The 22,527-nt window shown below is 50.6% G+C and carries 21 protein-coding genes and 2 tRNA genes; 5 read left to right on the top strand and 18 right to left on the bottom strand.

Features of this window, described 5'->3' with window-relative positions:
• Positions 1-109: 109 nt before the first annotated feature.
• The 8 genes from CBR65_RS21155 to CBR65_RS21120 form a co-directional block, all read right to left on the bottom strand.
• On the bottom strand, positions 110-2,473 hold the full coding sequence (locus CBR65_RS21155; RefSeq protein WP_087468701.1) for a hypothetical protein: 2,364 nt from the start codon (positions 2,471-2,473) through the stop codon (positions 110-112).
• 247 nt (positions 2,474-2,720) lie between these two features.
• Complete coding sequence (locus CBR65_RS21150; RefSeq protein WP_087468700.1) at positions 2,721-3,704, bottom strand: alpha-E domain-containing protein; 984 nt, start codon at positions 3,702-3,704, stop codon at positions 2,721-2,723.
• A 1-nt stretch (position 3,705) separates the two neighbouring features.
• Positions 3,706-5,154: a circularly permuted type 2 ATP-grasp protein gene (locus CBR65_RS21145; protein ID WP_087468699.1), complete on the bottom strand. Its 1,449-nt coding sequence runs from the start codon at positions 5,152-5,154 to the stop codon at positions 3,706-3,708.
• A 231-nt stretch (positions 5,155-5,385) separates the two neighbouring features.
• Positions 5,386-6,060 (bottom strand): 2OG-Fe(II) oxygenase, encoded by a 675-nt coding sequence (locus CBR65_RS21140; protein WP_198300835.1) that lies wholly within the window; start codon positions 6,058-6,060, stop codon positions 5,386-5,388.
• Positions 6,061-6,129: 69 nt separating this feature from the next.
• Complete coding sequence (locus tag CBR65_RS21135; protein WP_198300834.1) at positions 6,130-6,975, bottom strand: class I SAM-dependent methyltransferase; 846 nt, start codon at positions 6,973-6,975, stop codon at positions 6,130-6,132.
• A gap of 59 nt (positions 6,976-7,034) precedes the next feature.
• Positions 7,035-7,664, bottom strand: coding sequence for an energy transducer TonB (locus CBR65_RS21130; protein WP_087468697.1), 630 nt, complete (start codon positions 7,662-7,664; stop codon positions 7,035-7,037).
• A gap of 105 nt (positions 7,665-7,769) precedes the next feature.
• On the bottom strand, positions 7,770-9,332 hold the full coding sequence (locus CBR65_RS21125) for a M56 family metallopeptidase (protein WP_087468696.1): 1,563 nt from the start codon (positions 9,330-9,332) through the stop codon (positions 7,770-7,772).
• Between the two features lie 22 nt (positions 9,333-9,354).
• Positions 9,355-9,747, bottom strand: a complete 393-nt coding sequence (locus tag CBR65_RS21120; protein ID WP_087468695.1) for a BlaI/MecI/CopY family transcriptional regulator — start codon at positions 9,745-9,747, stop codon at positions 9,355-9,357.
• 293 nt (positions 9,748-10,040) lie between these two features.
• Here CBR65_RS21120 and CBR65_RS21115 point away from each other — a divergent pair, with 293 nt between their 5' ends.
• From CBR65_RS21115 to CBR65_RS21100, 4 genes are all read left to right on the top strand, one after another.
• Positions 10,041-10,784, top strand: a complete 744-nt coding sequence (locus tag CBR65_RS21115; protein ID WP_087468694.1) for a ferredoxin--NADP reductase — start codon at positions 10,041-10,043, stop codon at positions 10,782-10,784.
• Between the two features lie 175 nt (positions 10,785-10,959).
• Positions 10,960-11,718 (top strand): sterol desaturase family protein, encoded by a 759-nt coding sequence (locus CBR65_RS21110; RefSeq protein ID WP_087468693.1) that lies wholly within the window; start codon positions 10,960-10,962, stop codon positions 11,716-11,718.
• Positions 11,719-11,735: 17 nt separating this feature from the next.
• Entirely contained in the window at positions 11,736-13,625 is a 1,890-nt protein-coding gene (locus tag CBR65_RS21105) for a StlD/DarB family beta-ketosynthase (RefSeq protein ID WP_087468692.1), read from the top strand.
• A 1-nt stretch (position 13,626) separates the two neighbouring features.
• A complete protein-coding gene (locus tag CBR65_RS21100; protein ID WP_087468691.1) occupies positions 13,627-14,508 on the top strand; it encodes a hypothetical protein in 882 nt (293 codons plus the stop codon).
• 46 nt (positions 14,509-14,554) lie between these two features.
• Here the strand turns inward: CBR65_RS21100 and CBR65_RS21095 are convergent, their stop codons facing one another.
• On the bottom strand, positions 14,555-15,205 hold the full coding sequence (locus CBR65_RS21095; RefSeq protein WP_087468690.1) for an OmpA family protein: 651 nt from the start codon (positions 15,203-15,205) through the stop codon (positions 14,555-14,557).
• 265 nt (positions 15,206-15,470) lie between these two features.
• On the opposite strand from CBR65_RS21095, the gene CBR65_RS21090 reads away from it, so the two are divergent.
• Complete coding sequence (locus tag CBR65_RS21090) at positions 15,471-15,986, top strand: leucine-rich repeat domain-containing protein (protein ID WP_232461271.1); 516 nt, start codon at positions 15,471-15,473, stop codon at positions 15,984-15,986.
• Positions 15,987-16,041: 55 nt separating this feature from the next.
• Here CBR65_RS21090 and CBR65_RS21085 read toward each other — a convergent pair whose 3' ends face one another.
• From CBR65_RS21085 to queC, 9 genes are all read right to left on the bottom strand, one after another.
• Complete coding sequence (locus CBR65_RS21085; RefSeq protein WP_087468689.1) at positions 16,042-16,311, bottom strand: PilZ domain-containing protein; 270 nt, start codon at positions 16,309-16,311, stop codon at positions 16,042-16,044.
• 188 nt (positions 16,312-16,499) lie between these two features.
• Positions 16,500-17,210, bottom strand: a complete 711-nt coding sequence (gene purC, locus CBR65_RS21080) for a phosphoribosylaminoimidazolesuccinocarboxamide synthase (RefSeq protein ID WP_087468688.1) — start codon at positions 17,208-17,210, stop codon at positions 16,500-16,502.
• 49 nt (positions 17,211-17,259) lie between these two features.
• The gene (locus CBR65_RS21075) at positions 17,260-18,018 is read right to left on the bottom strand and encodes an MBL fold metallo-hydrolase (RefSeq protein WP_087468687.1); all 759 of its coding nucleotides are present in this window, start codon (positions 18,016-18,018) and stop codon (positions 17,260-17,262) included.
• Positions 18,019-18,028: 10 nt separating this feature from the next.
• Positions 18,029-19,246 (bottom strand): outer membrane protein assembly factor BamC, encoded by a 1,218-nt coding sequence (gene bamC / locus CBR65_RS21070; protein ID WP_232461270.1) that lies wholly within the window; start codon positions 19,244-19,246, stop codon positions 18,029-18,031.
• 18 nt (positions 19,247-19,264) lie between these two features.
• Positions 19,265-20,140, bottom strand: coding sequence for a 4-hydroxy-tetrahydrodipicolinate synthase (gene dapA / locus CBR65_RS21065; RefSeq protein WP_087468685.1), 876 nt, complete (start codon positions 20,138-20,140; stop codon positions 19,265-19,267).
• 121 nt (positions 20,141-20,261) lie between these two features.
• Positions 20,262-21,320, bottom strand: a complete 1,059-nt coding sequence (gene nadA, locus CBR65_RS21060) for a quinolinate synthase NadA (RefSeq protein WP_087468684.1) — start codon at positions 21,318-21,320, stop codon at positions 20,262-20,264.
• Between the two features lie 111 nt (positions 21,321-21,431).
• Positions 21,432-21,507 (bottom strand) — tRNA-Lys (locus CBR65_RS21055).
• A gap of 66 nt (positions 21,508-21,573) precedes the next feature.
• Positions 21,574-21,649, bottom strand: a tRNA-Lys gene (locus tag CBR65_RS21050).
• Between the two features lie 124 nt (positions 21,650-21,773).
• Positions 21,774-22,466 carry a 7-cyano-7-deazaguanine synthase QueC gene (gene queC, locus CBR65_RS21045; protein ID WP_255377170.1) on the bottom strand — a complete coding sequence of 231 codons (693 nt, stop codon included), beginning with the start codon at positions 22,464-22,466 and terminating at the stop codon, positions 21,774-21,776.
• Positions 22,467-22,527: the final 61 nt, after the last annotated feature.

Here is a 22,527-nt window from a genome sequence, read left to right as displayed (position 1 = left end):
GCATGTATGTCAAAAACGCATGAATACATCCCTGTAGCTCCCTCAATTCATCCCTGAATTGAGGATTTTGACATACATGCCCTAACGCCAAACTCCCATTGTGCCAATATCAATCAACAGCCACTTCAGCTTCCGGCGCCTCAATATTCTCCGGCGCACCAGCACCAATAGTCACTTCTGCATCATTCAACACAAAAGTCACCACCTGGGTTTGCAGCTCTGTTGTGATATGAGCGGTTGCCGGGCTGCCAGGACGCAGTAGGGAGGCATGATCACCCGCCGTGAGCTTGACAATACCCTGCCCCAGCGCCTGATCAATACCGATATCCAACTGCTCCGCACCTACCAGATCGGCCAGTGCTTCGGTACCTGCCAGGGGCGCGCTTTCCGGCCCGTTGGGAATCACCAGGTCATTATTAACCTGCTGCAATAACACCGGCACATTCAACATCCCCAGGGTTTGGGCAAAGTTCACCGGGTCACCGGAATCCAATATGCTTTGAGCGGCGTAGAGGAAGCGTTCGTAATTGCTGGTACCGACATTCACGCCGGCCGCCGCCAGGCCATTATTAATCACCGGCGCAAAGGTGGCTGAATTCACCAGGATTTGTGACACCTGTGAGCCCGCCGTAGAAGCAATCAAGCCGCGAATTGGATTCAGATTGGATGGCAAGCCAACCTGAGCGTCGTTAGCGATTGCCATCTGGTTAACCGTGGTGAAGACGCTGCCGATAATCCCGCCGAGCGATTGACCCACCACATAAACCCTGTCCAGGTCAAAATTAACGTCGAGTGAAGCCTGTAGCGCGGTTTCGACATCTGCCAAACTCGCATTGAGATTGAGCAAATCCATTACCGCTTGACGATTGTTGTCACGGGTGTTGGCGAGGTAGCCCAGATTAATAAACTGCGCGCCGGAGCCGTCGGTTGCTCCAGGCGTTTCAAAATTCATGGGTGCCGGTGCACCGCCCGGGCCAGCCACATTGAAGTGACGCTCGCGCGGGGCATTCTCACCATAGAGAGCCGCAAAGGGAATCATGCTGCCTTGTTCGGTATTGAGCACACCGACAAAATCGCTGGTGGCAGGCACACCGTGCATGGGCAAATCGATGGCCACCGTGGCAATACATTGGCTGGCCAGGGTATGGCCAAGCGCCAGCACGGAGGTGCGATCACTGGTGATGCCGTGGATATAAATAACTACCGGATAACCGGAGGCGGTATAAATCTGGCCACAGGTCAATACACCACCGTAACCCGGCACATGGCTTTCAGATGGCAAAGTCACTTGTAGCGGCACAGACTCATCAGCGGTTTTGACAGCAAAGGGATAGCGATAGGTTACGTTGAAACTGCCATCGACATCCGCCGGGACAGTCACGCCCAGCGCCCCAGCCAGGGTCGTGTCCGGTTGCCAGTTACGACTCAGGAACGCACCAAATGGCAAACCATCCGGGCCGGTTTGATAGTAAGGCAGCTGGATATAACCGGTATAAAGCGCCCCCACATTGCCGGCTAGCAAACCTTCACTGAGGATCGCAAAGTCCAGACCGGTATCAGCAGATATTCCCAGCGGCCGAGGTTTGGGTGTGGGCAATAAGCCGGCACCGTCCAGTGCCATCACATTACCTACAGCAGTGGCTGGCTCCTCACCAGCCGCTATTTGCATTGCCGCGATCGCTGCACGGGGCGATGCCATGGCAACCAGAGGCGCCTGGGGGTCAGTGGTGGTGAAGGTGTAGGTCAATACCAATTTCTCTGTTGCCGCCGCCACGCTGAGTTCGGTCACTGCGCTCAGAAAACCGGCTGCCAACTGTTCCCAGCCGAGAATAGCGTTACGCACCGGCACCAATGATGCCAGCGTCGGGTATTCAGGATCGCCGAGGGCGTTGTAGGTCCAGGATGGTGTCAATGGCTGACCACCGGCATCCATGATGTCGTTAGTCAAAACCACGAGGTATTTTGTCTTGGGTTTCAGCGGCGCGGTAGGACGGATGCGGATGGCGTTGTTTGTGCCTCCGTCAACGGAAACTACCTGGGTATCAAAAGCAGCCGGACCGACCAGACCAACAACATTGGCCGGATTCAGCGCGTCGTTGCCGCCGGTGTCTACTTCCAGCAGGAAAACAGTCTGCATGGGAATGACCGAGGCGGCATTAACACTCCCTTGAATCAGCACATCAAAAAATGCCGAGGAGGAAAAACCATCCAGCATATTTAATGCGGCACGCACCGGATCGGTAGCAGCACCAACATTTGCGGTGCCGTCGCTGGTGGCGGCCGCCGCAAAGATCAAATCAGTATTAAAGGGAAGATCCTGGGCAACGGGGTCAAAGCGCGGATGGGTGCCCGGTTCAAACACGGCAGAGCCGGATGGCTCCGGGCCGCTGTTGGCATCATCATCGCTGCCACAACCCTGTAATATCAACGGCAAACAGACAACGGCAAGCAAGGCATTCGTTATTTTTTTCATCACCACTCTCCAAGAGAAAACAACCAGTCAAACGTTCCAGCCCCAGAAGATAACCTATTACCACCAAACAGTGTAGACAGGATTCGGCGTTGTGTAACAGGAAATGATTCAGACGACAATCGGCGCGAGTGTCAGTTTCTTGAAGGATAAAGTGAGTGGCAAATCTGATAAGCAGTGATGTAAATGAGGTGCCCAAAAAAGCAGGCTCTGCAAAGCCTGCCTCATATTTTCAAAAAGCACATAACACTCAAGCCGCTGATTGCTTTTGCGATTGCGCTATTTTTACCGGCAGGAACCAGGTTTCCGTAATCACCGAATGCAGATTGCCGATTTCAGACTGAATATCATCAATATATTCATGTAAGCCTTTCTCCAGCAACTGCGGGATATCCGCTGCCTTGACACGCGCAATAGCGCTGACAACCGCATGAGAGGCGGCCTTGCTATTGGGTAATTTTTTCAGGCAACCTTCCAGCTCCCCTAATGAATGAGCAACGGCACGCGGAAAATTCTCATTCTGCAATAAAAATGTCACCACATCTTTTGCGTTAACACGATCGCGCACATGCTGGCGATACATTTGATAGCCGCTCAAGGAACGCAGCACACTCATCCACAACACATTATTGTAAGGTTGCAGAACATCGCTACCGCTACCACTGCCAGACGATAAATGCGGCAGTAAATGTACTAGCCCTGCGTCCACAATACGCGTGGTCATATCAGCGCGCTCCAGGTTGCGCCCTAACCGTATAAAATCGTAAGCATCGTTGTGAGTCATGCAGCCGGCCAACAATCCGGTGAATTGTTGAACCTGATTAATCACGTGCAATAACATTCGCCCGCGCTCGCGTCGCGCGACCATGGAATTAGCGTTGTCCTTGATCGTGTGGTACAGATCATTGATCAACTCCCAGGCTTCCATCGGCATGGTTTCTCTTGTGATACGCGCATTTTCCCGCGCCCAGCTGAGCGAGTTTAACAACGATGAGGGATTATCTTTATCAGCCAGCATAAAACGCACAACCGTGCGCTCATCTACCTGATCGGTATCGCGATTGAAATAATCGCCAGTGCCGCTGATGTCAATCAACGAACCCCATCCCACCTTGACGCCGCGCGGCAGGTCAAGCAGTAAATTGGAATTGACGTTCACCATGCGCGCCACATTTTCGCTGCGCTCCATGTAACGACCCAACCAGTAAATACGTTCAGCAACGCGAGATAACATATTATTTATCCCCCTCAACGACAATCCAGGTATCTTTACTTCCCCCACCTTGCGATGAGTTCACCACATAGGAACCTTTCACCATTGCCACGCGGGTCAATCCACCGGGCGTGACGTAATGTTCTTTGCCTTGCAACACAAAAGGCCGCAAATCGATATGGCGCGGCTCGGCATTTTTGTTGGCGAGGATGGGCGCGGTGGACAAAGAGATCAGCGGTTGTGCCATATAATTGCGCGGGTTGGCTTTGATGCGCAGCGCAAATTCATCACGCTCTTTCTTGCTCGCCTGAGGCCCGATAATCATGCCGTAACCGCCCGACTCGTTGGCCGGTTTTACCACCAATTTATCCAGGTTCGCCAACACATATTCGCATTGTTTAGGATCAATACATAAATAGCTGGGTACATTTGGCAGGATAGGTTCTTCACCCAAATAATATTTGATCATTGCCGGTACAAAGGTGTAGATTACCTTGTCGTCCGCCACGCCGGCACCAGGTGCGTTGGCCAGGGCCACATTGCCTTTGAGCCAGGCGCGCATCAAACCGGGAACGCCAAGCATGGAGTCCGGGATAAACATTTCCGGGTCAAGAAATAAATCATCGATGCGTCGGTAGATGACATCCACTCGCGACAAACCTTTGATGGTGCGCATGTAAACGCAATCGTTTTCCACCACCAGATCGCTGCCTTCTACCAACTCCACACCCATCTGTTGTGCGAGATAAGAATGTTCAAAATAGGCGGAGTTATAGATTCCCGGCGTAAGTACAACGACTTCCGGCCGATCCAGCGGGCGCGGTGACAAGGCGGCAAGGGTGTCGAATAGTTGGTTGGGATATTCCGTTACCGGCACAATATTGTGGTTTTCAAATAACTCCGGAAAAACCCGCTTGGTGACTTTGCGATTTTCCAGCATGTAAGACACACCGGAGGGCACCCGCAGATTGTCTTCCAATACAAAAAAATCGCCCTTTTCATCACGAATTAAATCGCTGCCGCAAATATGAGCCCAAACCCCGAAAGCCGGTTTCATGCCCATGCATTCCTTGCGGAAGTTAACCGAGTCCGCCAGTAATGCCATAGGCAGGACTTTGTCTTTAATGATTTTCTGATCGTTGTAGATATCGTTGATAAAACAGTTCAGTGCGGTCAAGCGTTGGATCAAACCCTGTTCGGTTTTCAGCCATTCTTTTTGCGGGATGATGCGCGGGATAATGTCAAACGGCCAGGCGCGGTCGATGTTGCCAGCATCGCTGTAGACCGTAAATGAGATGCCCATGGTTTTGATAGCGAGTTCGGCGGACTGCTTGCGCTCTTGTAATTCATCGCCGGTTAGCGAGCTTAAATACTTGGCAAGGTGGCGTGTCGCTTTGCGCGCATGGCCGGGAGAACTGATGAGTTCGTCGTAAAAATGACCCGGAGAATAAGTCCGCCAATCTATCTGCATAGAGTAATCCCTGTTGCCTGAAAACGATGATCGGAAAAAATCACTTTTCCGTCAGCAGGTTTCTTGCAAAGCCCCTGCCAACCACCTATCTGCGCTATTAATCCTGTGCAAGAGTCACAAATACCGCATCAATGAAGTGCGCACCCAATAGCGGCCGCCCTAAACCAGCGCAATGCGCACAGCTTTAGGGCAGTCCTTGGATGATAGCAAAGTCTTGTGAAGAGGGAGGGTTTATGTCGGTCCGCTTACGCGAAACCAGCCAGCAATACTGTGGCGTTCACGTTGGGCAACCAGAACTTCGTGAGGAAATTTTTCACTGAGAAAGATAACCAACTTGCCATATTCCGGTGCGATGGTTTCCAGTACCAGTGCATCATCTTCATCGTAAAGGCGTAATTCTCCGCCATCCCCCACCTGCCATTCCGGATTGAGATAGAGAACTGTGGAAAGAACCCGACTGGGTTGGGACTGCAGAGGAGAGACTTGGATCTGCGCCTGTAGCAAGGGCGTAGGTAGCTTGAAAGCATCCAGGTGCTTTTTATAGAAAGCGCCGATGCCATAGCTGGCGAAGTGGCATTCGTAATCCATCAAGCCCATAAACAGCCGGCGATTCAGCGCAAGGCGCAGTTCATCCATCCAGGCCAGAAATTCTACCTCGGCGGGGTGATCCTGTTGCAACCAATGAATTCGGTCACGACGCACACTGGTATCGATTTGAAAGTCATCCTGACGACCAATGCCGGCGCGCTTGAAGTCTTCATCGCCCAGGTCATGCAATCGCTCCAGCAGTTTGCCTACCACATCGGCGGGCAAGACGCCGGATAAGATAATGTATCCGCGATCAACCAGCGCATCCGCGATACGGTCAAATAATTGATTACTTTGAATAAACGAGGTGTCGCACAAGGCCGGCTCCCATCACAGACCCAAGAGGAGCGCGTATATACTACAAAGCCTGTGAATACGCCAATAATTTCAGCTGGCGGTTACCGGCAATGAATCCGGCAATTTACGGAGTGTGTAAATATCGAAGCGGCTGGATTTTCCCTCTAACTGATAGGAAGGTTGGCGAGCATCAACAAACGCGGCTTTGCGCGATCGCTTGACCACCACGCGATACCGCGCTTTTGCCAGACATAACGCGAGGAGTTCATCGGCATCTTCATCCTTGCCCACTAACGTATGGAACGCGCGCATTTCCTTTTTTACATCCGCCGACTTTTCGCGTTCGGGAAACATAGGGTCCATGTAGATAACATCGGGACAAGCAGCCTCACCGAGTTGCTTAAGATAAGTGCGGCTATCAGCAGCCAATAAGGTCATACGCTGCACAATGTTCAACAATGCCGGATCATCCATCGCCGCCAGGTTGTGCGCGCGACTTAACCCGTCCTGTAACAACGCATGTACCACAAGAGAGCGCTCAAGCAGTTGCACCGGACAGCCCAGGGTGGCCAACACAAAAGCGTCTTTCCCAAGCCCGGCGGTTACATCCAGCACGCGTGGATAAACACCCGCTTTGATGCCCACCGCCCTGGCAATCATCTGCCCTTTACCGCCACCAAATTTACGTCGATGATCGACTGACCCTTCCGCAAACTCAGCGCGTATCGGTCCCGGTGCTTTGCGGCCGGTTTGTTGTAAAGCAACGCCCTGGTTATTCAATAGCACCACAAAATCACTCTGCGTCAATGCTTGCGGGTCCGCATTCAACAACAGCGGTTGCTGTAATTTCTGAGCTAGGAGCGCTGCCTGTTCACGATATCGTTCATCGTTACAGACAATCGGCAAACTACAAATGGCGAGTGGGGTATCAGTCATAATTCTCATCAGTGCGCGGCAGGGCGGCCATTATCCATCCTGCCCGCACGCAGGACAACCTAACCTTTTTCCAGCTCAAAGGTAATTCGTTCGCGGACATCAAACGATTTAACCGGTACCTCGTTAACCATCCTGGGTTTGTATTTCCAGCGTTTGATCGCCTGAACAACGCTGCTGTTAAAGATGCTTGAAGGAACCGCATTGATGATACGAATATTCTCGGTCGCACCCGTTGGCGCCACGTCAAACATCACATCAACATAACCTTCAATACCGCGCGAGGATGCAGAGGTTGGGTAGTTGGGCTGTACCTTTATAAATGGCATAGCCTGATCGCCAAAGGAGCTATCAAGTTCAACATTGATGTCAGGTTTGACAATCGCTAATAAGTTATCTGTTAACGTGTTTACGTCAGGATTAACCGGGTCCAGTTCCGGAGCTTCGGGCGGCGTTGTCGGCGGTTGCGGCTTGACGGGTTTTTCCAAATTTTCATAGCGGTTGTTGATATCCCTGGGCTCCTCGTTGATAAACGTTGTTATATCCTCCGTGTCTTCCGGTTCAATGATGTCAACAAAATCGGTATGCACCAATTGATACATCAAGTACAAAATCAACAAGGTGGCGATAGAAGCAGCCGGCAAGATACTCAACATACGCACAAACGGATTAGCTAAGGTAAGCGTGGTCATAGGATGATCCTCATAAATAATAATAGGATTTAACAAATTCCGGGCATGACTTTCCCCGTCCCGGTACGGGCAAAAAAGTTAAGGGGTTAGTGAGATAAAATCAGTTTATCGTCGTCGCTGTTCAGCGATGAGAGGCTGTTGGATCTGGAAGGTAAATACTTCGGTTACACCTTCGATAATCACCGGGATACCATCGATGATCTGCGGGTGATAACGCGAGTCTTTTAATGCGGCCAATACAGCTTTGTCGAATAGATGGCGCGGATGAGATTTCAGGATGTGCGGGTCGAAGATTGTTCCATCTTCTGCAATGGAAAATTCAACAATAACCTCACCTTCCGTACCCCGCTCCAGGGCATTGCGCGGATAGATAGGAATCACCATTTCTGCCGGCATGTAGCCTTGCATATGAATCAAAGGTTCCGGCATTTTTACCGGCTTGATTAATTGCCCTCTGTTCGCCAGACCGCTGGTATCCAACGAATCAGGACTGGCGGTAACGATCAGTTTTTCCTGAGGCAACCTGGGCATTTCACTTACACGAACCTGTTGTTTTAATTTGCGCAAAGTCTCCGCATCCAACCGATAGGTTGGCGTAACAGGTTTCTTCCCGGATACGGCTGTCGAATCTTGACGACCAGCGTCAGGTAATTGAATTTTTAATACCTGTGCCATCAGGGTTTGCTGAATTGGCATAAGCTGCAAACTCGCTACAGGCAAGAGCAGCAGCAGTAAAACCAGAACCCAGTATTGCCGCGCTTCCGGTGTCGCATTGTCACGTTGACGCTGGCGGTCCAGAATAGCTTCTATGCGATAAAACACCGGTGAATGCCCGGCCATGGACAATGCAGATTCAGGTGGCGCTTTCACCGCCTGGGCCATGGCTAACAGGTTTTCTGCATAGATTATTTCTTTATTGCGTAGCTGATAATCGTTATGCAAACGGTAGATATAATCGTCACAAGCGATCTCGGCGAAGTGGAATAATCGATTGGTCAACCACCATACCGGCGGTAAAAACCAGAAAAACGCGCAACATATTTTTACGGCAAGGGTCGTTGCCCAATCACAACGCGCCACATGCCCCAGCTCATGCAATAACACCGACAATTTACGCTCACTGGTCCAGCTACTTGCATGCGCGGGTAACATGATGACCGGCCGAAAGATGCCCCACATCTGCGGCGAACTAACGGTGTTACTGACGCGCAAGCTAACCTCACGGGTTATACCCATTTCTTCACGCAAATCCAGCAGGCGTTGCTGCATGTCAATATCGTCACACATTCTCGATTGACGGGTTTGCAAAGCAACGCCACAGATGCCAAGCAGCAAATAAAACAACAGCCAGAACACGCCCATCGCATAAATGGCTGTTATCAGGAGGACATTATTGATTTCACCAAACCAAACGGAAAAATCATAAAGCCAGGCCACAAGCAAAGAGGTTGGTTTATCAAAAGATAAAACCTGCCATTTGATTTCCGGCAAAAAACTGAACAACAAAGGCAATAACAAGAGTGCGAACAAACCGGTGGCTACCCAGAAATGTTGCAATGCCGCTGATTTTTTCCGCAACAAGAGCAAACCGGCTGCAATAGCCAGGATGATCAGTAACGGCTTGATCAATAGCAGTGTAAGTATGTTTAATGCGTTTTCTGTGGCCATGTCTGCCTCGCGAAAAAAACCGCTAATCCTTATTGCTTTTGGCTTTCTCAATCGCTGCCTTCAACTCAGCAACTTCTGCATCACTCAACTCCTGCTTATTCATTCCCAGGAGTGCGTTCACGGCAGCGACCGTTGAACCGTCAAAAAACGTTTTAATCAATTTTTGCAACGCGTTGGCACGCGCCTCGCTGCGCGCCACCACAGGAAAATAAATATAACGCGGTCCTTCTTCGCGATAATCGACCAACTTCTTTTCAACCAGCTTGGCAATCAATGCCCGCACCGCAGAATAACTGGGCGGATCGGGAATGGCTGAGCGGACATCCTGAGCGGAAAGCTCACCCCGCTCAAATAGCGCATCCATGATTTGGCGCTCACGCCGACTGAGTTGATTGTGTAGTTGATCTTTTGCCATAACCTGCCCATTAACCCTATGTATCATTAATCCTACGCAGCGATTGGTGCTAATTTTTTAGCACCATGCTAGAAAATTAGCACCATCAGAAAATAAGTCAAGCGCCTTGTGCTAAAAATTTAGCACCACTGGCAAAAAATTAATTAACACATTGATTAATAAAGATATTTTTATCATCGTCATAATCCCCTACCACAGCGGTGCGTGGATATGATGCAGACGGGCAAGGTCGACCCAGTGCAGCTATGCTTTAAGGGCAGCACATGAATTAACGCTGTTATCAGGAGCGGGATATGCCAAATTGGTTAACTGGCACCATTCTAGAACGCCATCAATGGAACAATCGCCTCTGTTCCCTGAGGGTGTTGTTGGATTTACCCGAATTTGAAGCTGGCCAGTTCGTCAATCTCGGATTGGAAATAAACGGCAAGGCCGTCACTCGCCCCTACTCTCTGGTCAACGCACCGGGCAAACCGATTCAGGAAATCTTCTTCAATCGCGTTGATGGTGGGCTTCTGTCGCCGCGCCTGTTTCAATTACAACCGGGTGACAAACTTATCAGCAGCCCCAGAGCAGGCGGCTTTTTTGTGCTCTCGCTGGTACCTGCCACCCAGCAATTATGGTTGTGTGCCACCAGTACCGCTATCAGCCCTTTTCTCTCCATGCTGCATACTGTTGACCCTTGGGAAAGTTTTGAACAGGTCATATTGATCCATGGCATACGCGACCACAGTGAGATGGCCTACAGTAAAGAGCTGGAGCGCATCAAACAGTTACATTCGCAGCAATTTCATTATTTTTACTCGGTAACCCGCGAAGCGGATACACCGCATTTTACCCAACGTATTCCCGACCTGTTATCAAGCAATGAAGTAGAAAATTTATTGGATTTAACCCTGACCGCCAATAATGCCCAGGTCATGTTGTGTGGTAACAGTGGGATGGTCAATAACTGCCTGTCTGTGTTAGCCGAGCGCGGGTTGAAGAGGAATGAACGACGCGATCCAGGTCAAATCACCATTGAGATTTACCAATAATCCTCGTCTTTAGGTTCCTCTTTACCCACCCGGTATCACAATACAAAACCGCCGGTATTATTTACGTCGCATTGTTCATAAACTGGCGAAAAAGATTTGACCCATCACCGCAGACTACGCAGTATAGTCACGCATTACGCCAGTGAACGGCGATCTTTTTTTCAGGGTTGGTTTTATGCGTGAATTTTTCCTGACCGCTTCCGGGTGGCATATTGTCGTAGCGGGAACATTATTCTTCGCCAGTATCTACTTGACCTTCGGCGGCCTGAATTGGCTGCTGACCCATTATCTTTTTCCCGCCTTAGGCATCGGCAAGAAGCTCGACCCACGACCCTTGATTAGCGGACAATGGCAACACGAAATTGGTTTGTCTCTGTTATCTATTCTGATATTCGGGATAGGTCTCTTGCTCCCCTGGGGACTGCTGCAACTCGGTTGGGCCGGACTCGCGTTACAACCTTCTATTGTGCAGATTGCGATTGAAATTCCTGTTTTACTGTTATGGAATGAAATCCATTTTTATATTACCCACCGCTTGTTGCATACGCGCTGGTTACGACGCTTCCATCTTGCGCATCATCGCTCGATTGTTACCACTCCCTGGTCAACTTACAGTTTTCATCCCGTGGAAGCCATGCTGCTGGGCAATGTCATTGTGTGGCCCATGTTATTCCACGATTTCAGTACCGCCGCGTTAATCTCCTTGCCGTTGTTGAGCTTGTTGTTTAACAGCATCGGCCACTCGAATTATGATTTCCACCCACAAGGCACAAGCCCTTGGTATCAAGCAAGCCGACGCCACCACCTGCATCACGCCTGCTTCAAAGGTAACTTCGGCTTTATGTTTGCTTTCATGGATCGCCTGCTAGGTACCAGCCTCCCTGATGATGCAGCCACATTACCTATTGAAAAATGGCAAGCACGCCAATCGTAAATTATTAAGGATAAATTATGCCTATTCGTTTCACTCAGGTTTATATCGACTCTGCCGGTTACTTTTTACCGGGCGATCCCGTAGACAATGAAGCCATGGATGCTTTTATTGCGCCGATTAATCGATTGTCGAAACGCATCAAACAAAAAATTCTGGCGGAAAACGGTATTCAAACGCGGCACTACGCGATTAATGCAGAGGGTAAAACACAAATATCCCACGCACGACTCGCGGCACATGCCATTCATGATTGCTTGAATCGCAGCACAACAACCCTGGCGGATGTTGGTCTGCTTGCGGTGGGTTCTTCCGGGAGCGACGCACTGATTCCTGGCTTTGCCGCTATGGTCCACGGTGAGCTGGGTGCACCGCCTATGGAAACCTTGTCAAGCCTTGGTGTGTGCGCCGCTGGCGTGAGCGCCATTGAGTTTGCCGCGCAGGCTATTGAATTACAGGGTCATGAGCAGGCGTTAGTTGCTGCGGCAGAGATGCCCTCGCGTATGTTCAAGCAATCACGCTTCGCACCACGCGGTTACAACAGCGATTTTGATGCGCACTTTCTCCGCTGGATGCTATCGGATGGTGCCGGCGCACTCCTGTTGACTCGCAAGCCTAAAGCACAGAACGGAGTACGATTAAAATTAAACTGGATTCATCAAAAAAGTTTTGCCGGCGATTATCCCGTGTGCATGCAATTGGGCTTAACCGAAGACCGTCAGACATCGTTCCTCGATTTTCCTTCCAGCAGCGACGCTGAAGCCGCCGGAGCACTTTCTCTGCGTCAGGATATTCGTTTACTGCCGCATCTGTTCGATGTAAGTATTCATGAGTATGTGAAGTTAGTGAGTGACGGCTGGATCGATTCTAACAGTATCGATCATTTTCTTTGTCACTATTCCTCCGCGCGTTTTATTCCTGTTGTTGAAGAATTACTGGACAAAGCCGGGCTCAGTATCCCGCGCGACCGTTGGTACAGTAATCTCACAACGCGCGGTAATACCGGAGCGGCTTCAATTTTTATTATGCTGGCAGAGTTTCTCGAAACCCGGGAAGTAAAACCCGGGGAGAAAATATTCTGTTTTATTCCCGAGTCAGGCCGTATCAGTGCAGCTTATATGTTGATAGAGGTGGAATCCGCCGAGCCAAACGCGTCGCAAGAGCCTATACAAACAACAATCGCTCCATCTATTACGCATTCTTCAGACCCCTTGATTGATGCACCACATGACCCGCATGCGGCTCCACATCAATTGCGTGAACTCCTGACAGGTTTGGCAAACAGTTGGCACAACTATCGCTCTGATGTATGGCGTAGTCCGATAATTCATAAACTGGTATCCAACCAATTTAACCAGGACGATTATCGCCAATGGACCGCTCAATGGGTGCCACAAGTGAGGGAAGGCAGCAAATGGATGCGTGAGGCAGTGCAGTCACTCAGCGATGAATATGCAGCACTTGGCGAATTGATCGAAACCCATGCGGGCGATGAACAAAATGATTTTATGATTTTGTATCAGGACTACCAGGCCGCCGGTGGCACGGCCATACTGGATGATCTGCGCCGCAATCCCGGTGGCGATGCATTAAATACATATCTCCACGGCTTGGCAGCACGTCCAAATCCGGTCGGTTTATTGGGAGCCATTTATATCATTGAAGGTACGGGGCAACGTATTATTCCGGCGCTACTACCTCTGTTACGCAAGCAAGTTAATCTCCCGGCTAACGCTTTTCGTTTTCTTGACTACCACGGCGCAAACGATGAACACCATCTTGCGCGCTGGCTCAAAGCAGTTGAGATAACCCTGGCGATAAACCCACGCGCTGCCACACTCATTTTGCAAACAGCCAAGCGCACAGCACAGCTGTATCAAATGCAATTTGATCATATTCTGGAGGACTAATATGAAACAGGACGCACCACTGCCACCTTTTCTTCAGGAAGCATTTGATCCTCGCGATCCCAATCCCTGGCTGGCGTTGTATCTGGATCGCAGCACGCCGTTATCAGATCATGTCAAGACTGCCTGGCTAACGGATTCAGGTTCACGCTCCCGGCAATTTTTATTACCTTTTGCCCGCCCGCTCGCGCGCACCTTTATTGTCTTGATACAGATTGTAAAGTCCGTCTTGCCACGCAATTGGGCCGCATCAAAACTATTACATTGGATACTTGCTACTGGCTTGAAATACTTTGTAACGCCCGAGGCTAATTGGCTGGTCTTGCGGCACTTTCATCTCGGTTCACAAATTCTGGCTTTTATTGCCGCGAATGCCCCGGTAAAGGTCGCGACTGACCCACTGGAGCCGGCAACGCTCGATGACCTGAAAGACGAATTATTTTTAAAGCACGACCTGAATCTGTTTAATTTTGTTATTCGTTTAAATCAGGCATTGCGCGACCAGGAAGTGGTTCTGACTGCGGTAAAAAACCCCGACTTCAGCATGATTCGTGAACCAGACCTGGAATTAAAATCGCTACCCAAACGTTGGACAAATTTCATTGATCTGCAAACAGCGATTGAGTTATTTACACCAACGTATCAGTTATTCCTGACAGATAATGATTTCTGGCGCGCGTCCAACTCCCTGCAATTGGACGAACTCATTGGCCTTTATGTCGCAACGATTATGCAGTCACCAGAACACCTTATTCTGTTAAATAACAAACATCCTCTGGTGCCGATGAGCACATTGCGTGCAGGCCATCGCTTGGTGTTGCATGGGCTATCAACCGAAATGCTGCATGCGCTACTGATGGAAATGAAACATAAATCTGTCGCATAAAAAAGCCGCCTGACAAAGGCGGCTTTTTTTATGGCTGGCTACCTGATTATTCCAATGGCAACAATTCCAGCTCAACGCGACGATTTGCCTGACGGCCCGCGTCAGTGTCATTAGTGGCGATGGGGTAACGAGGACCGTAACCGTAGGATTGAATACGGCCAGCAGCAACTTTACGCTCAGACAAATAATTACGCACACTGTTTGCACGTTGTTCACTCAGCGTCTGGTTCAATTGTGCACCGCCGGTAGAATCCGTGTGGCCGCTGATCTTGATGGCCGTTTTGTTGAACTCAGCCAACACTAAGGCTACAGAATCCAGCACGTCGTAGAAATCTGAACGAATGACGGCGCTGCCGGTATCAAAGGTGATATTGCCGGGCATAACCAAATAAATTTTGTCGCCTTCACGACGCACCTGAACACCGGTACCTTGCAAGCGCTGGCGCAATGCAGCTTCCTGGCGATCCATGTAATAACCCACACCGCCACCGATAGCACCACCGGCCAGGGCACCAGTCAATGCACCCTTTTTGCGATCACTTTTGCTGGCTGATGCTGCACCGATTACCGCCCCGGCAACGGCACCGATTCCTGCGCCTTTTGCTGTGTTGCTGGCTTTCTGCTCACCAGTGTAAGGGTCAGTTGACATACAACCGAATAAAAACAATGCAGATAACAAGGCAATTAACTGTTTCATGAAGCGTCCTCTTGTGAGACAGATGATGGAAATTGGTTAGCAAGATAACAGGATTTTAAGAAAATTAAATGGTGTTTTGTCAAAGTTTTATCGGCACAATAGACCCGAATCAAATTCGGCAGTTCAATCATTCCAATTGGTTGAGCCAAGCCCGATTTCGATTCAGCTCAGGTTCAGCTTTTAGGAGAGATAGCAATATTAAGTTGTTTTTTAATAGGCTATTGACTGAAGTCCCCACGGTTATTTTAAGCGGATGATATTGCAAATGAACTCTTACTACGTCACAAGAATTTTGCTACTGGCTGGCATGTGCCTGGCAGGAGCTTGCAGCTATTCCGTCAGCGTCAATGATAACGTCGTTTACACACCGGAACCGTTATTTGCCGATTACCAGATAGCCGACGACAACCTCCGCCGCTGCATAGAGCAGACTATTGCGGATAAGAAAATCACCAGTGCTTCACAATTAACATTCCTTAATTGCAGCAGCGCCGGTATTGCAAATCTCGCGGGACTCGAACGTTTTGATGGATTGGAGGAACTTAATCTGGCCTCCAATCAGCTGAAAACTGTCGCGCCACTTAATAAACTTACGCGATTGAAAACCTTAGTTCTGCGTGAAAACCAACTTATGAGTGTCGTACCCCTGTTAGGGTTACTAAAACTTGTACAGCTGGATCTGGAAAAAAATTCACACCTTGATTGTACAGATGTCAATCAATTGGCGATGAATATGAAGGAAACCAACGCGGAGATATTAAAGCCGGAACAGTGTCGATAAACCCGGCGTAACATATGAAGACGGCTAACACCGAAAGGTTGTTAGCCAATTGGAATCAGCGGCCCACAAACATCAAGCCGATGGTATTACGCAACTGGTGAACAACTTTCATCTTCACCGGATCAATATTGATAGGCCCTACGGCTTTCTTGAAACGCACCATAACCTCTGTTCCAACAGGCGGATTAGGCTGGTTTTCAATTTGAACAAGAGCACCGCCATCAGAGATGTCCTTGGTAAATCCCACAATCGTACCGAAGCTCGGATGACTCATTTCTACTCTTACCGAGGTCGATGTGCGTTCAAACATGCGACGTTCAATCACAGTCAAGCTCCTGATTTTCTGAAAGTTAATTGTACTCGGCGCTAAAAATGCCTATCTCCGGCAAGCTTTAACAAGCATAGAACAGTTCTGCCACATTGAAAGTGGACTGGGCCAGAATTTGGCTGAAGAAAAGGGGCCGGAGCCCCTTAGCGTGACGTATTACACACTGGTATACCAACCAGCGAGGATCAGAAACTCAACCCCAAACGCTTGCCCACCAGTTCGTATGATTCCACAACATTACCGAGATTCTGGCGGAAGCGGTCTTTATCCAGCTTTTCGCGGGTGTCTTTGTCCCACAAACGACAACCATCCGGAGAAAATTCATCGCCCAGGATAACCTCACCTTTGAACAACCCGAACTCAATCTTGAAGTCCACCAGCAACATGTTACCGCCGGCAAACAAATCCTTGAGCACGCCGTTGACCTTGAAGGTCAATTCTTTCATGCGCGCGACCTGCTCCGCCGTGGCCCATCCGAAAGACTGGATGTGGGATTCATTCACCATTGGATCGCCCAATGCATCGTTCTTCAAAAAGAATTCAAAGGTGGGAGGATTAAGCTCAATGCCTTCCTGCACCCCCAAACGACGCGTGATGGACCCGGCAGCAATATTACGCACCACACATTCCACCGGAATCATGTCCATCTTTTTCACGAGGGATTCGGTATCAGACAGCAGTTTTTCAAAGTGAGTGGGAATACCCGCTTCCTGCAATTTACCCATGATGAAGGCATTAAATTTGTTGTTAACCATGCCTTTACGATCCAACTGCTCGATGCGTTTACCGTCAAACGCCGAGGTGTCGTTGCGGAATAACATGACCAGTCGATCCGGGTCATCGGTCTTGAAAACAGATTTTGCCTTACCCGCGTAAAGTTGTTCGCGTTTTTCCATCATGTTGCCTGCTGTAAATAAGAAAACTATCGGTTGGTAAAAGTCAGGGTTACACCAGCGTCAGCCAATCAAAACCTTCGTTCTGACAAGCGTAGGTTACCTGTTTGATCTGGGACGTTACCGGCATCAGGGCCGCCTGTGCCAGCGCCGGCGTATTGTTTTGTTGGCTGATATGCGCCACCACCAGGTGCTGCAACCGCCGGGTATCAACACGCTGCAAAAAACCGGCGGCCTGCTGATTACTCAGATGACCCCACTGCCCTCCCACGCGTTGCTTGAGCGAGGGAGGATAACTGCCGTAAGCCAGCATCGCCGGATCATGGTTTGCTTCGAGCACCATCGCATCACAGGACTGGTAACAGGCTTCAACGTGGGGCGTAATACTACCCAAATCAGTGAGTATTCCCAAGCGGAGACCGGCAAATTCAAGAACAAATTGTGCGGGTTCACGCGCGTCATGGGGAACAGCCACCGGCTTTACCGTTAAGCCGTTAATCTCGAAAGGGGTATAGGCATGAATGAGACGCAAATCGGGAAGCTCACCCAAATTCCGGCTGTGAAAAGTACCGGGCGTCATGTAAACCGGGATCTGGTAGCGACGCGCCAGGGCGGCAACGCCTTTTATATGATCCGAGTGTTCATGGGTGACAAGAATGGCGGCAAGCTGTTCGGCACGCCGGTCAAGACGCAAGAGACGCTGCTCGGTGTCTTTGACACTGAAACCGCAATCGATGAGCAGTGCGCCTGTCGCCCACTCCACCAAAGTGGAATTACCACGACTGCCACTGCCCAGCGATGCAAAACGCATAGCGTTTTCCTTAAATGAGGTTCTTCCGCAGGATAGTCAGCATCTCACGCGCTTTACGCGGCTCAAGACGCTTACCGTAAGGGTCACGTACCCGAACAGTCAGATTACCCTCTTCGCCCGATACAATCACCAGGTAACCTGGTGCGTCCGGCAGCGTCTGCTCCTTTTTACGATTCGACAAGGGCGCCTGATCGAGCGCAGCACCTTGCGGCAGGTTTGCCGTCAATTCTTCCAGGGTGTAAGGGCTTTTTAATCTGATACGCTCTTCTTCGGGCTGGCCAAATATCGCCGTCACCCATTTAGCATTTCTGATACCGCTCCACTTGCGGCTAAACCAGCCCGGCCCTTCAGGATCTATCTTGCGATAGTGCACATAGAAAGTACCTGTTGCCGCATCACTTTCATAAGGCGAGAAACCTTCCTGTTTAACGGCATGGGACAAGGTACCCAAAGCACGCGCGCGATCCAGCTTCAAGCGCATCACCGGCTCGTTACGCAAAATACCCAGGTTGGCTTTGGTGGAACCACCAATAGATTGGGCCAACAAGGATGTGCCGCCCTCGGTGGTATCGCTGGCCAGTGTCGCTGCCAACTCATCCAACAACCATTTTTCTTTTTCAGCGTTGACTGATGCTTGCGGCCAAGTGACCGGAGCCGGCGGCGTAGCGCCGGTTGGAACACTGAGATGGACGATATGAATTTCACTGGTTTCCGGCTGAACGCCCTGATCTATCTGGATGCGATATTTATCGTAGGTGCTGAGATCGGTCTTGAATTGAATCCAGTCGGTTTCGATTACACCGCTGCTGATATCGGCGGAGGCTACTGCCAGTCCATTAACATTCAAGAAGTGGCGTACGCGCGGCCAGACTTCTCCCGGCGCTACGTTCATCAAAATCCAGGTCTGTTGGCCCAGGCGCTGAATCTTGACGCTCTCTTCCAGCATATTTGCCGAGAGCGGTAACGGCCGGGGAATTTCGTTGTTCTCAGGGTCAGCTTCGTAACCGAAATCCGATTCAGTAATCGGGGGGATAGGATAAAGCTCACCCAGGGCGCTTTTGTCCAGGTTTTCATCCAATGCCAAAGGGGGGATGTTATCGGCCATCAGGTAGTCGTTCTCGCGATTGCGAAACACACCATCATCACCGAAGAAAAAGCCACAACCAGACAGTGAAACATTCAGCAGCGCCAGTAACACATAAAAAGCTGGCGACTTTTTAACAGTCATTATTCTCATGAATCGTCTCTACAACAGCCCGGCGGATTGCAGGGCAGATTTAACCTGTGGGTGATACTGCGCCGACAGACGTGTCAGCGGCAGGCGAATACCGGACTGGATCAAACCCAACTGCTCAACCGCCCACTTGACCGGTATCGGGTTGGCTTCAACAAACATAGCAGCGTGCAAGGGTAATAAACTGTCATTAATCGCGCGCGCTTCATCGGTCTGTCCGGCAATTGCCAGCTCACACATCCGAGCGATGGCAGCAGGTACGACATTTGCGGTGACAGAAATATCCCCTTTGCCACCCAAAAGCATCAATTCTACGGCTGTCGCGTCATCTCCCGAGATAACCACAAAGTCATCCGGCGCTTGCTCAATCAGGGTTTTCGCGCGCTCAAGATCACCGGTAGCTTCTTTAATACCGATAATGTTGTCGATCTGTGCGAGACGTAGCGCCGTCTCCGCACGCATATCTACCCCGGTACGCCCCGGCACGTTGTACAGGATTTGGGGGATAGCGACTGCTTTGGCAATAAATTCATGGTGCAGGAAGAGACCTTCCTGGGTGGGCTTGTTGTAGTAAGGTGTCACCAGCAGACAGGCATCCGCACCCATTTCTTTGGCAGCGGCAGTCAGCTCAACAGCCTCGTCGGTGGCGTTCGCACCGGTTCCGGCGATCACCGGAACGCGACCGTGGACCTGGTCAACAATTTTGCGAATGACTTCCAGGTGTTCCTCAACGTTCAACGTCGCAGATTCGCCCGTCGTGCCGACCGCAACGATGGCGTGAGTGCCCTGCTCCAGATGCCAATCCACCAACTTATGCAGACTGGACCAGTCCAGTGCATTATCGGGGGTCATGGGGGTCACCAGGGCAACCATACTGCCTTGAATCATTAGAAACTCCGTCGTTAAGAACACAACGCGCAGGTCTGGCGGTGTTCATAAAATTGCAAAGGCGCAATGGTACTGAGAGGAGCAGCGCGAAACAAGCGCGCTGCGCTGCAATCGCCCCGGCTTACTTTTTAAAATCCAGCATACGCTGCAATGGAATCATCGCACGCCGAGCCAATTCGGGGTCCACATGGATTTCATTATCATCGCGCTCAAAAACCGTGACGAGATTATCGAGCGCATTCATTGCCATCCAGGGGCAATTGGCACAGCTGCGACAGGTGGCGCCGCTGCCGGCAGTAGGTGCGATATGGAATACTTTGTCCGGATTTAACTGCTGCATCTTATAGAAGATGCCTTGATCCGTCGCCACAATAAATTCGCGGTTAGGCAGGGTCTGCGCGGCCTTGATCAGTTGTGACGTCGAGCCGACCACATCAGCCAACTCCACCACCGCAGCCGGCGATTCGGGATGAACCAGGATGGCGGCATCCGGGTAAAGCGTCTTTAAGTCGATAACACCACGGGCTTTGAATTCTTCGTGAACAATGCAGGCTCCATCCCATAGCAGCACGTCGGCGCCGGTCTTTTGCTGTACGTAGCTTCCCAAATGCTTGTCCGGCGCCCACAGGATTTTTTTACCCTGTTTATCCAGATGATCCACCACATCCAGCGCAATGCTGGAAGTCACCACCCAGTCAGCGCGCGCCTTGACCGCCGCCGAGGTGTTGGCATAAACCACGACAGTCCGGTCTGAGTGTTGATCACAAAAAGCAGAGAATTCTTCGATGGGACAACCAAGGTCCAATGAACAGGTTGCCTCAAGGGTGGGCATCAACACGCGCTTTTCTGGCGTGAGGATCTTGGCGGTTTCTCCCATAAACTTTACGCCGGCCACAATCAACGTCGTGGCGGGATGATTCTTGCCGAAACGCGCCATCTCAAGGGAATCGGACACACAACCACCGGTCGCTTCTGCCAGTGATTGGATCAACGGGTCGGTGTAATAATGCGCAACCAGCACAGCATTGTGCTGCTTGAGTAAAGCGGCGATCCGGTTTTTATAATCCGCTTCTTCTTCGGGGGTGTATTGTGGCGCACTCCAGGCACGAGCCAGATGTTCCTGCACCAGCGCTTGCGCGGAGTGGACATCATTGGTGGCAATCATCACAGGTTTTGACATCACGGCTGCCTCAAGTGAAGGTGACGGATTCTACCACAGGGGCTCTACAGCCCTTTCACATTCAATTTGACAATAAAAAAGGGGAAGCCATCTGGCATCCCCTTTTTGTTATGGTGGGTCGTGCGCGATTCGAACGCGCGACCAATTGGTTAAAAGCCAACTGCTCTACCGACTGAGCTAACGACCCGAAAACGGTTTGTCTTACGATTTGTGTTGCAATCGACCCATGCTTGCGCATGAGTCCTTTTGAATATGGTGGGTCGTGCGCGATTCGAACGCGCGACCAATTGGTTAAAAGCCAACTGCTCTACCGACTGAGCTAACGACCCAAAAGAGGCGCGTATATTAAAGATTTAAACAAAAAAAACAAGCGCTTTTTGGCCATTAACCACGAAAAAATGCTCTGTCAAACAATGGGTTAAAAGATGCACAACATCGGCGAACAGGTTGGGATCAGCGCCGGTAATGCGTTGGGTCTGCGACCCCTGCCTGGGCAAAACCGGAACTGCGCAAACGGCAGCTGTCGCACTTACCGCAGGCTTCACCCTGATCATTTGCCTGGTAGCAGGAGACGGTCAGACTGTAATCCACACCCAGAGCGATCCCTTGTTTTATGATCTCAGCCTTACTTAAATCGATAAGCGGCGTCCGGATTTTAAGGCGATTGCCCTCTGCTCCCGCTCGGGTCGCCAGGTTTGCCATCACTTCATAGGCGGCGATGTAATCCGGCCGACAATCGGGATAACCCGAAAAATCCACCGCATTGACGCCGATAAAGATATCGTCCGCACCCAACACCTCGGCCCAACCAAGCGCGATGGATAAAAATACCGTATTGCGCGCCGGCACATAGGTGACCGGAATGCCAGTGGTTTCCTCTTCCGGTACCGAGATGGCGTCATCCGTTAACGCCGACCCGCCGATACTGCGCAGATCCAGTTTTATCACCTTGTGCTCTACGCTGCCCAGCGAGCTCGCCGTACGCTCCGCCGCCAGGAGTTCGCTACGGTGGCGCTGGCCGTAATCAAAACTGATGGTATAACAGGCATATCCCTGACTGCGGGCAATCGCCAGCACGGTGGTGGAATCCAACCCACCCGACACAAGTACCACCGCTTTCTTTTGACTCATACGTCTACACCTCATTAAGTCTCTGGTCTTCAGCCTTGGCGGCAGCGTTGCAGCATCGAAACGATTCGCCGGAAAA

The organism is Cellvibrio sp. PSBB006 (assembly GCF_002162135.1).
GTDB lineage: Bacteria > Pseudomonadota > Gammaproteobacteria > Pseudomonadales > Cellvibrionaceae > Cellvibrio.
This window is presented reverse-complemented; position numbering and strand designations above follow the sequence as displayed.

Excerpts from the sequence above, each read along its gene's own strand:
- CBR65_RS21130 (WP_087468697.1), bottom strand. The coding sequence starts at position 7,664 with ATGACCACGCTTACCTTAGCTAATCCGTTTGTGCGTATGTTGAGTATC.
- CBR65_RS21075 (WP_087468687.1), bottom strand. The coding sequence starts at position 18,018 with ATGCGTTTTGCATCGCTGGGCAGTGGCAGTCGTGGTAATTCCACTTTG.
- queC (WP_255377170.1), bottom strand. The coding sequence starts at position 22,466 with ATGAGGTGTAGACGTATGAGTCAAAAGAAAGCGGTGGTACTTGTGTCG.
- CBR65_RS21100 (WP_087468691.1), top strand. The coding sequence starts at position 13,627 with ATGAAACAGGACGCACCACTGCCACCTTTTCTTCAGGAAGCATTTGAT.
- CBR65_RS21095 (WP_087468690.1), bottom strand. The coding sequence starts at position 15,205 with ATGAAACAGTTAATTGCCTTGTTATCTGCATTGTTTTTATTCGGTTGT.
- purC (WP_087468688.1), bottom strand. The coding sequence starts at position 17,210 with ATGGAAAAACGCGAACAACTTTACGCGGGTAAGGCAAAATCTGTTTTC.
- CBR65_RS21115 (WP_087468694.1), top strand. The coding sequence starts at position 10,041 with ATGCCAAATTGGTTAACTGGCACCATTCTAGAACGCCATCAATGGAAC.
- nadA (WP_087468684.1), bottom strand. The coding sequence starts at position 21,320 with ATGTCAAAACCTGTGATGATTGCCACCAATGATGTCCACTCCGCGCAA.
- CBR65_RS21110 (WP_087468693.1), top strand. The coding sequence starts at position 10,960 with ATGCGTGAATTTTTCCTGACCGCTTCCGGGTGGCATATTGTCGTAGCG.
- CBR65_RS21135 (WP_198300834.1), bottom strand. The coding sequence starts at position 6,975 with ATGACTGATACCCCACTCGCCATTTGTAGTTTGCCGATTGTCTGTAAC.
- CBR65_RS21090 (WP_232461271.1), top strand. The coding sequence starts at position 15,471 with ATGAACTCTTACTACGTCACAAGAATTTTGCTACTGGCTGGCATGTGC.
- CBR65_RS21145 (WP_087468699.1), bottom strand. The coding sequence starts at position 5,154 with ATGCAGATAGATTGGCGGACTTATTCTCCGGGTCATTTTTACGACGAA.
- CBR65_RS21150 (WP_087468700.1), bottom strand. The coding sequence starts at position 3,704 with ATGTTATCTCGCGTTGCTGAACGTATTTACTGGTTGGGTCGTTACATG.
- CBR65_RS21125 (WP_087468696.1), bottom strand. The coding sequence starts at position 9,332 with ATGGCCACAGAAAACGCATTAAACATACTTACACTGCTATTGATCAAG.
- dapA (WP_087468685.1), bottom strand. The coding sequence starts at position 20,140 with ATGATTCAAGGCAGTATGGTTGCCCTGGTGACCCCCATGACCCCCGAT.
- CBR65_RS21120 (WP_087468695.1), bottom strand. The coding sequence starts at position 9,747 with ATGGCAAAAGATCAACTACACAATCAACTCAGTCGGCGTGAGCGCCAA.
- bamC (WP_232461270.1), bottom strand. The coding sequence starts at position 19,246 with ATGACTGTTAAAAAGTCGCCAGCTTTTTATGTGTTACTGGCGCTGCTG.
- CBR65_RS21155 (WP_087468701.1), bottom strand. The coding sequence starts at position 2,473 with ATGAAAAAAATAACGAATGCCTTGCTTGCCGTTGTCTGTTTGCCGTTG.
- CBR65_RS21105 (WP_087468692.1), top strand. The coding sequence starts at position 11,736 with ATGCCTATTCGTTTCACTCAGGTTTATATCGACTCTGCCGGTTACTTT.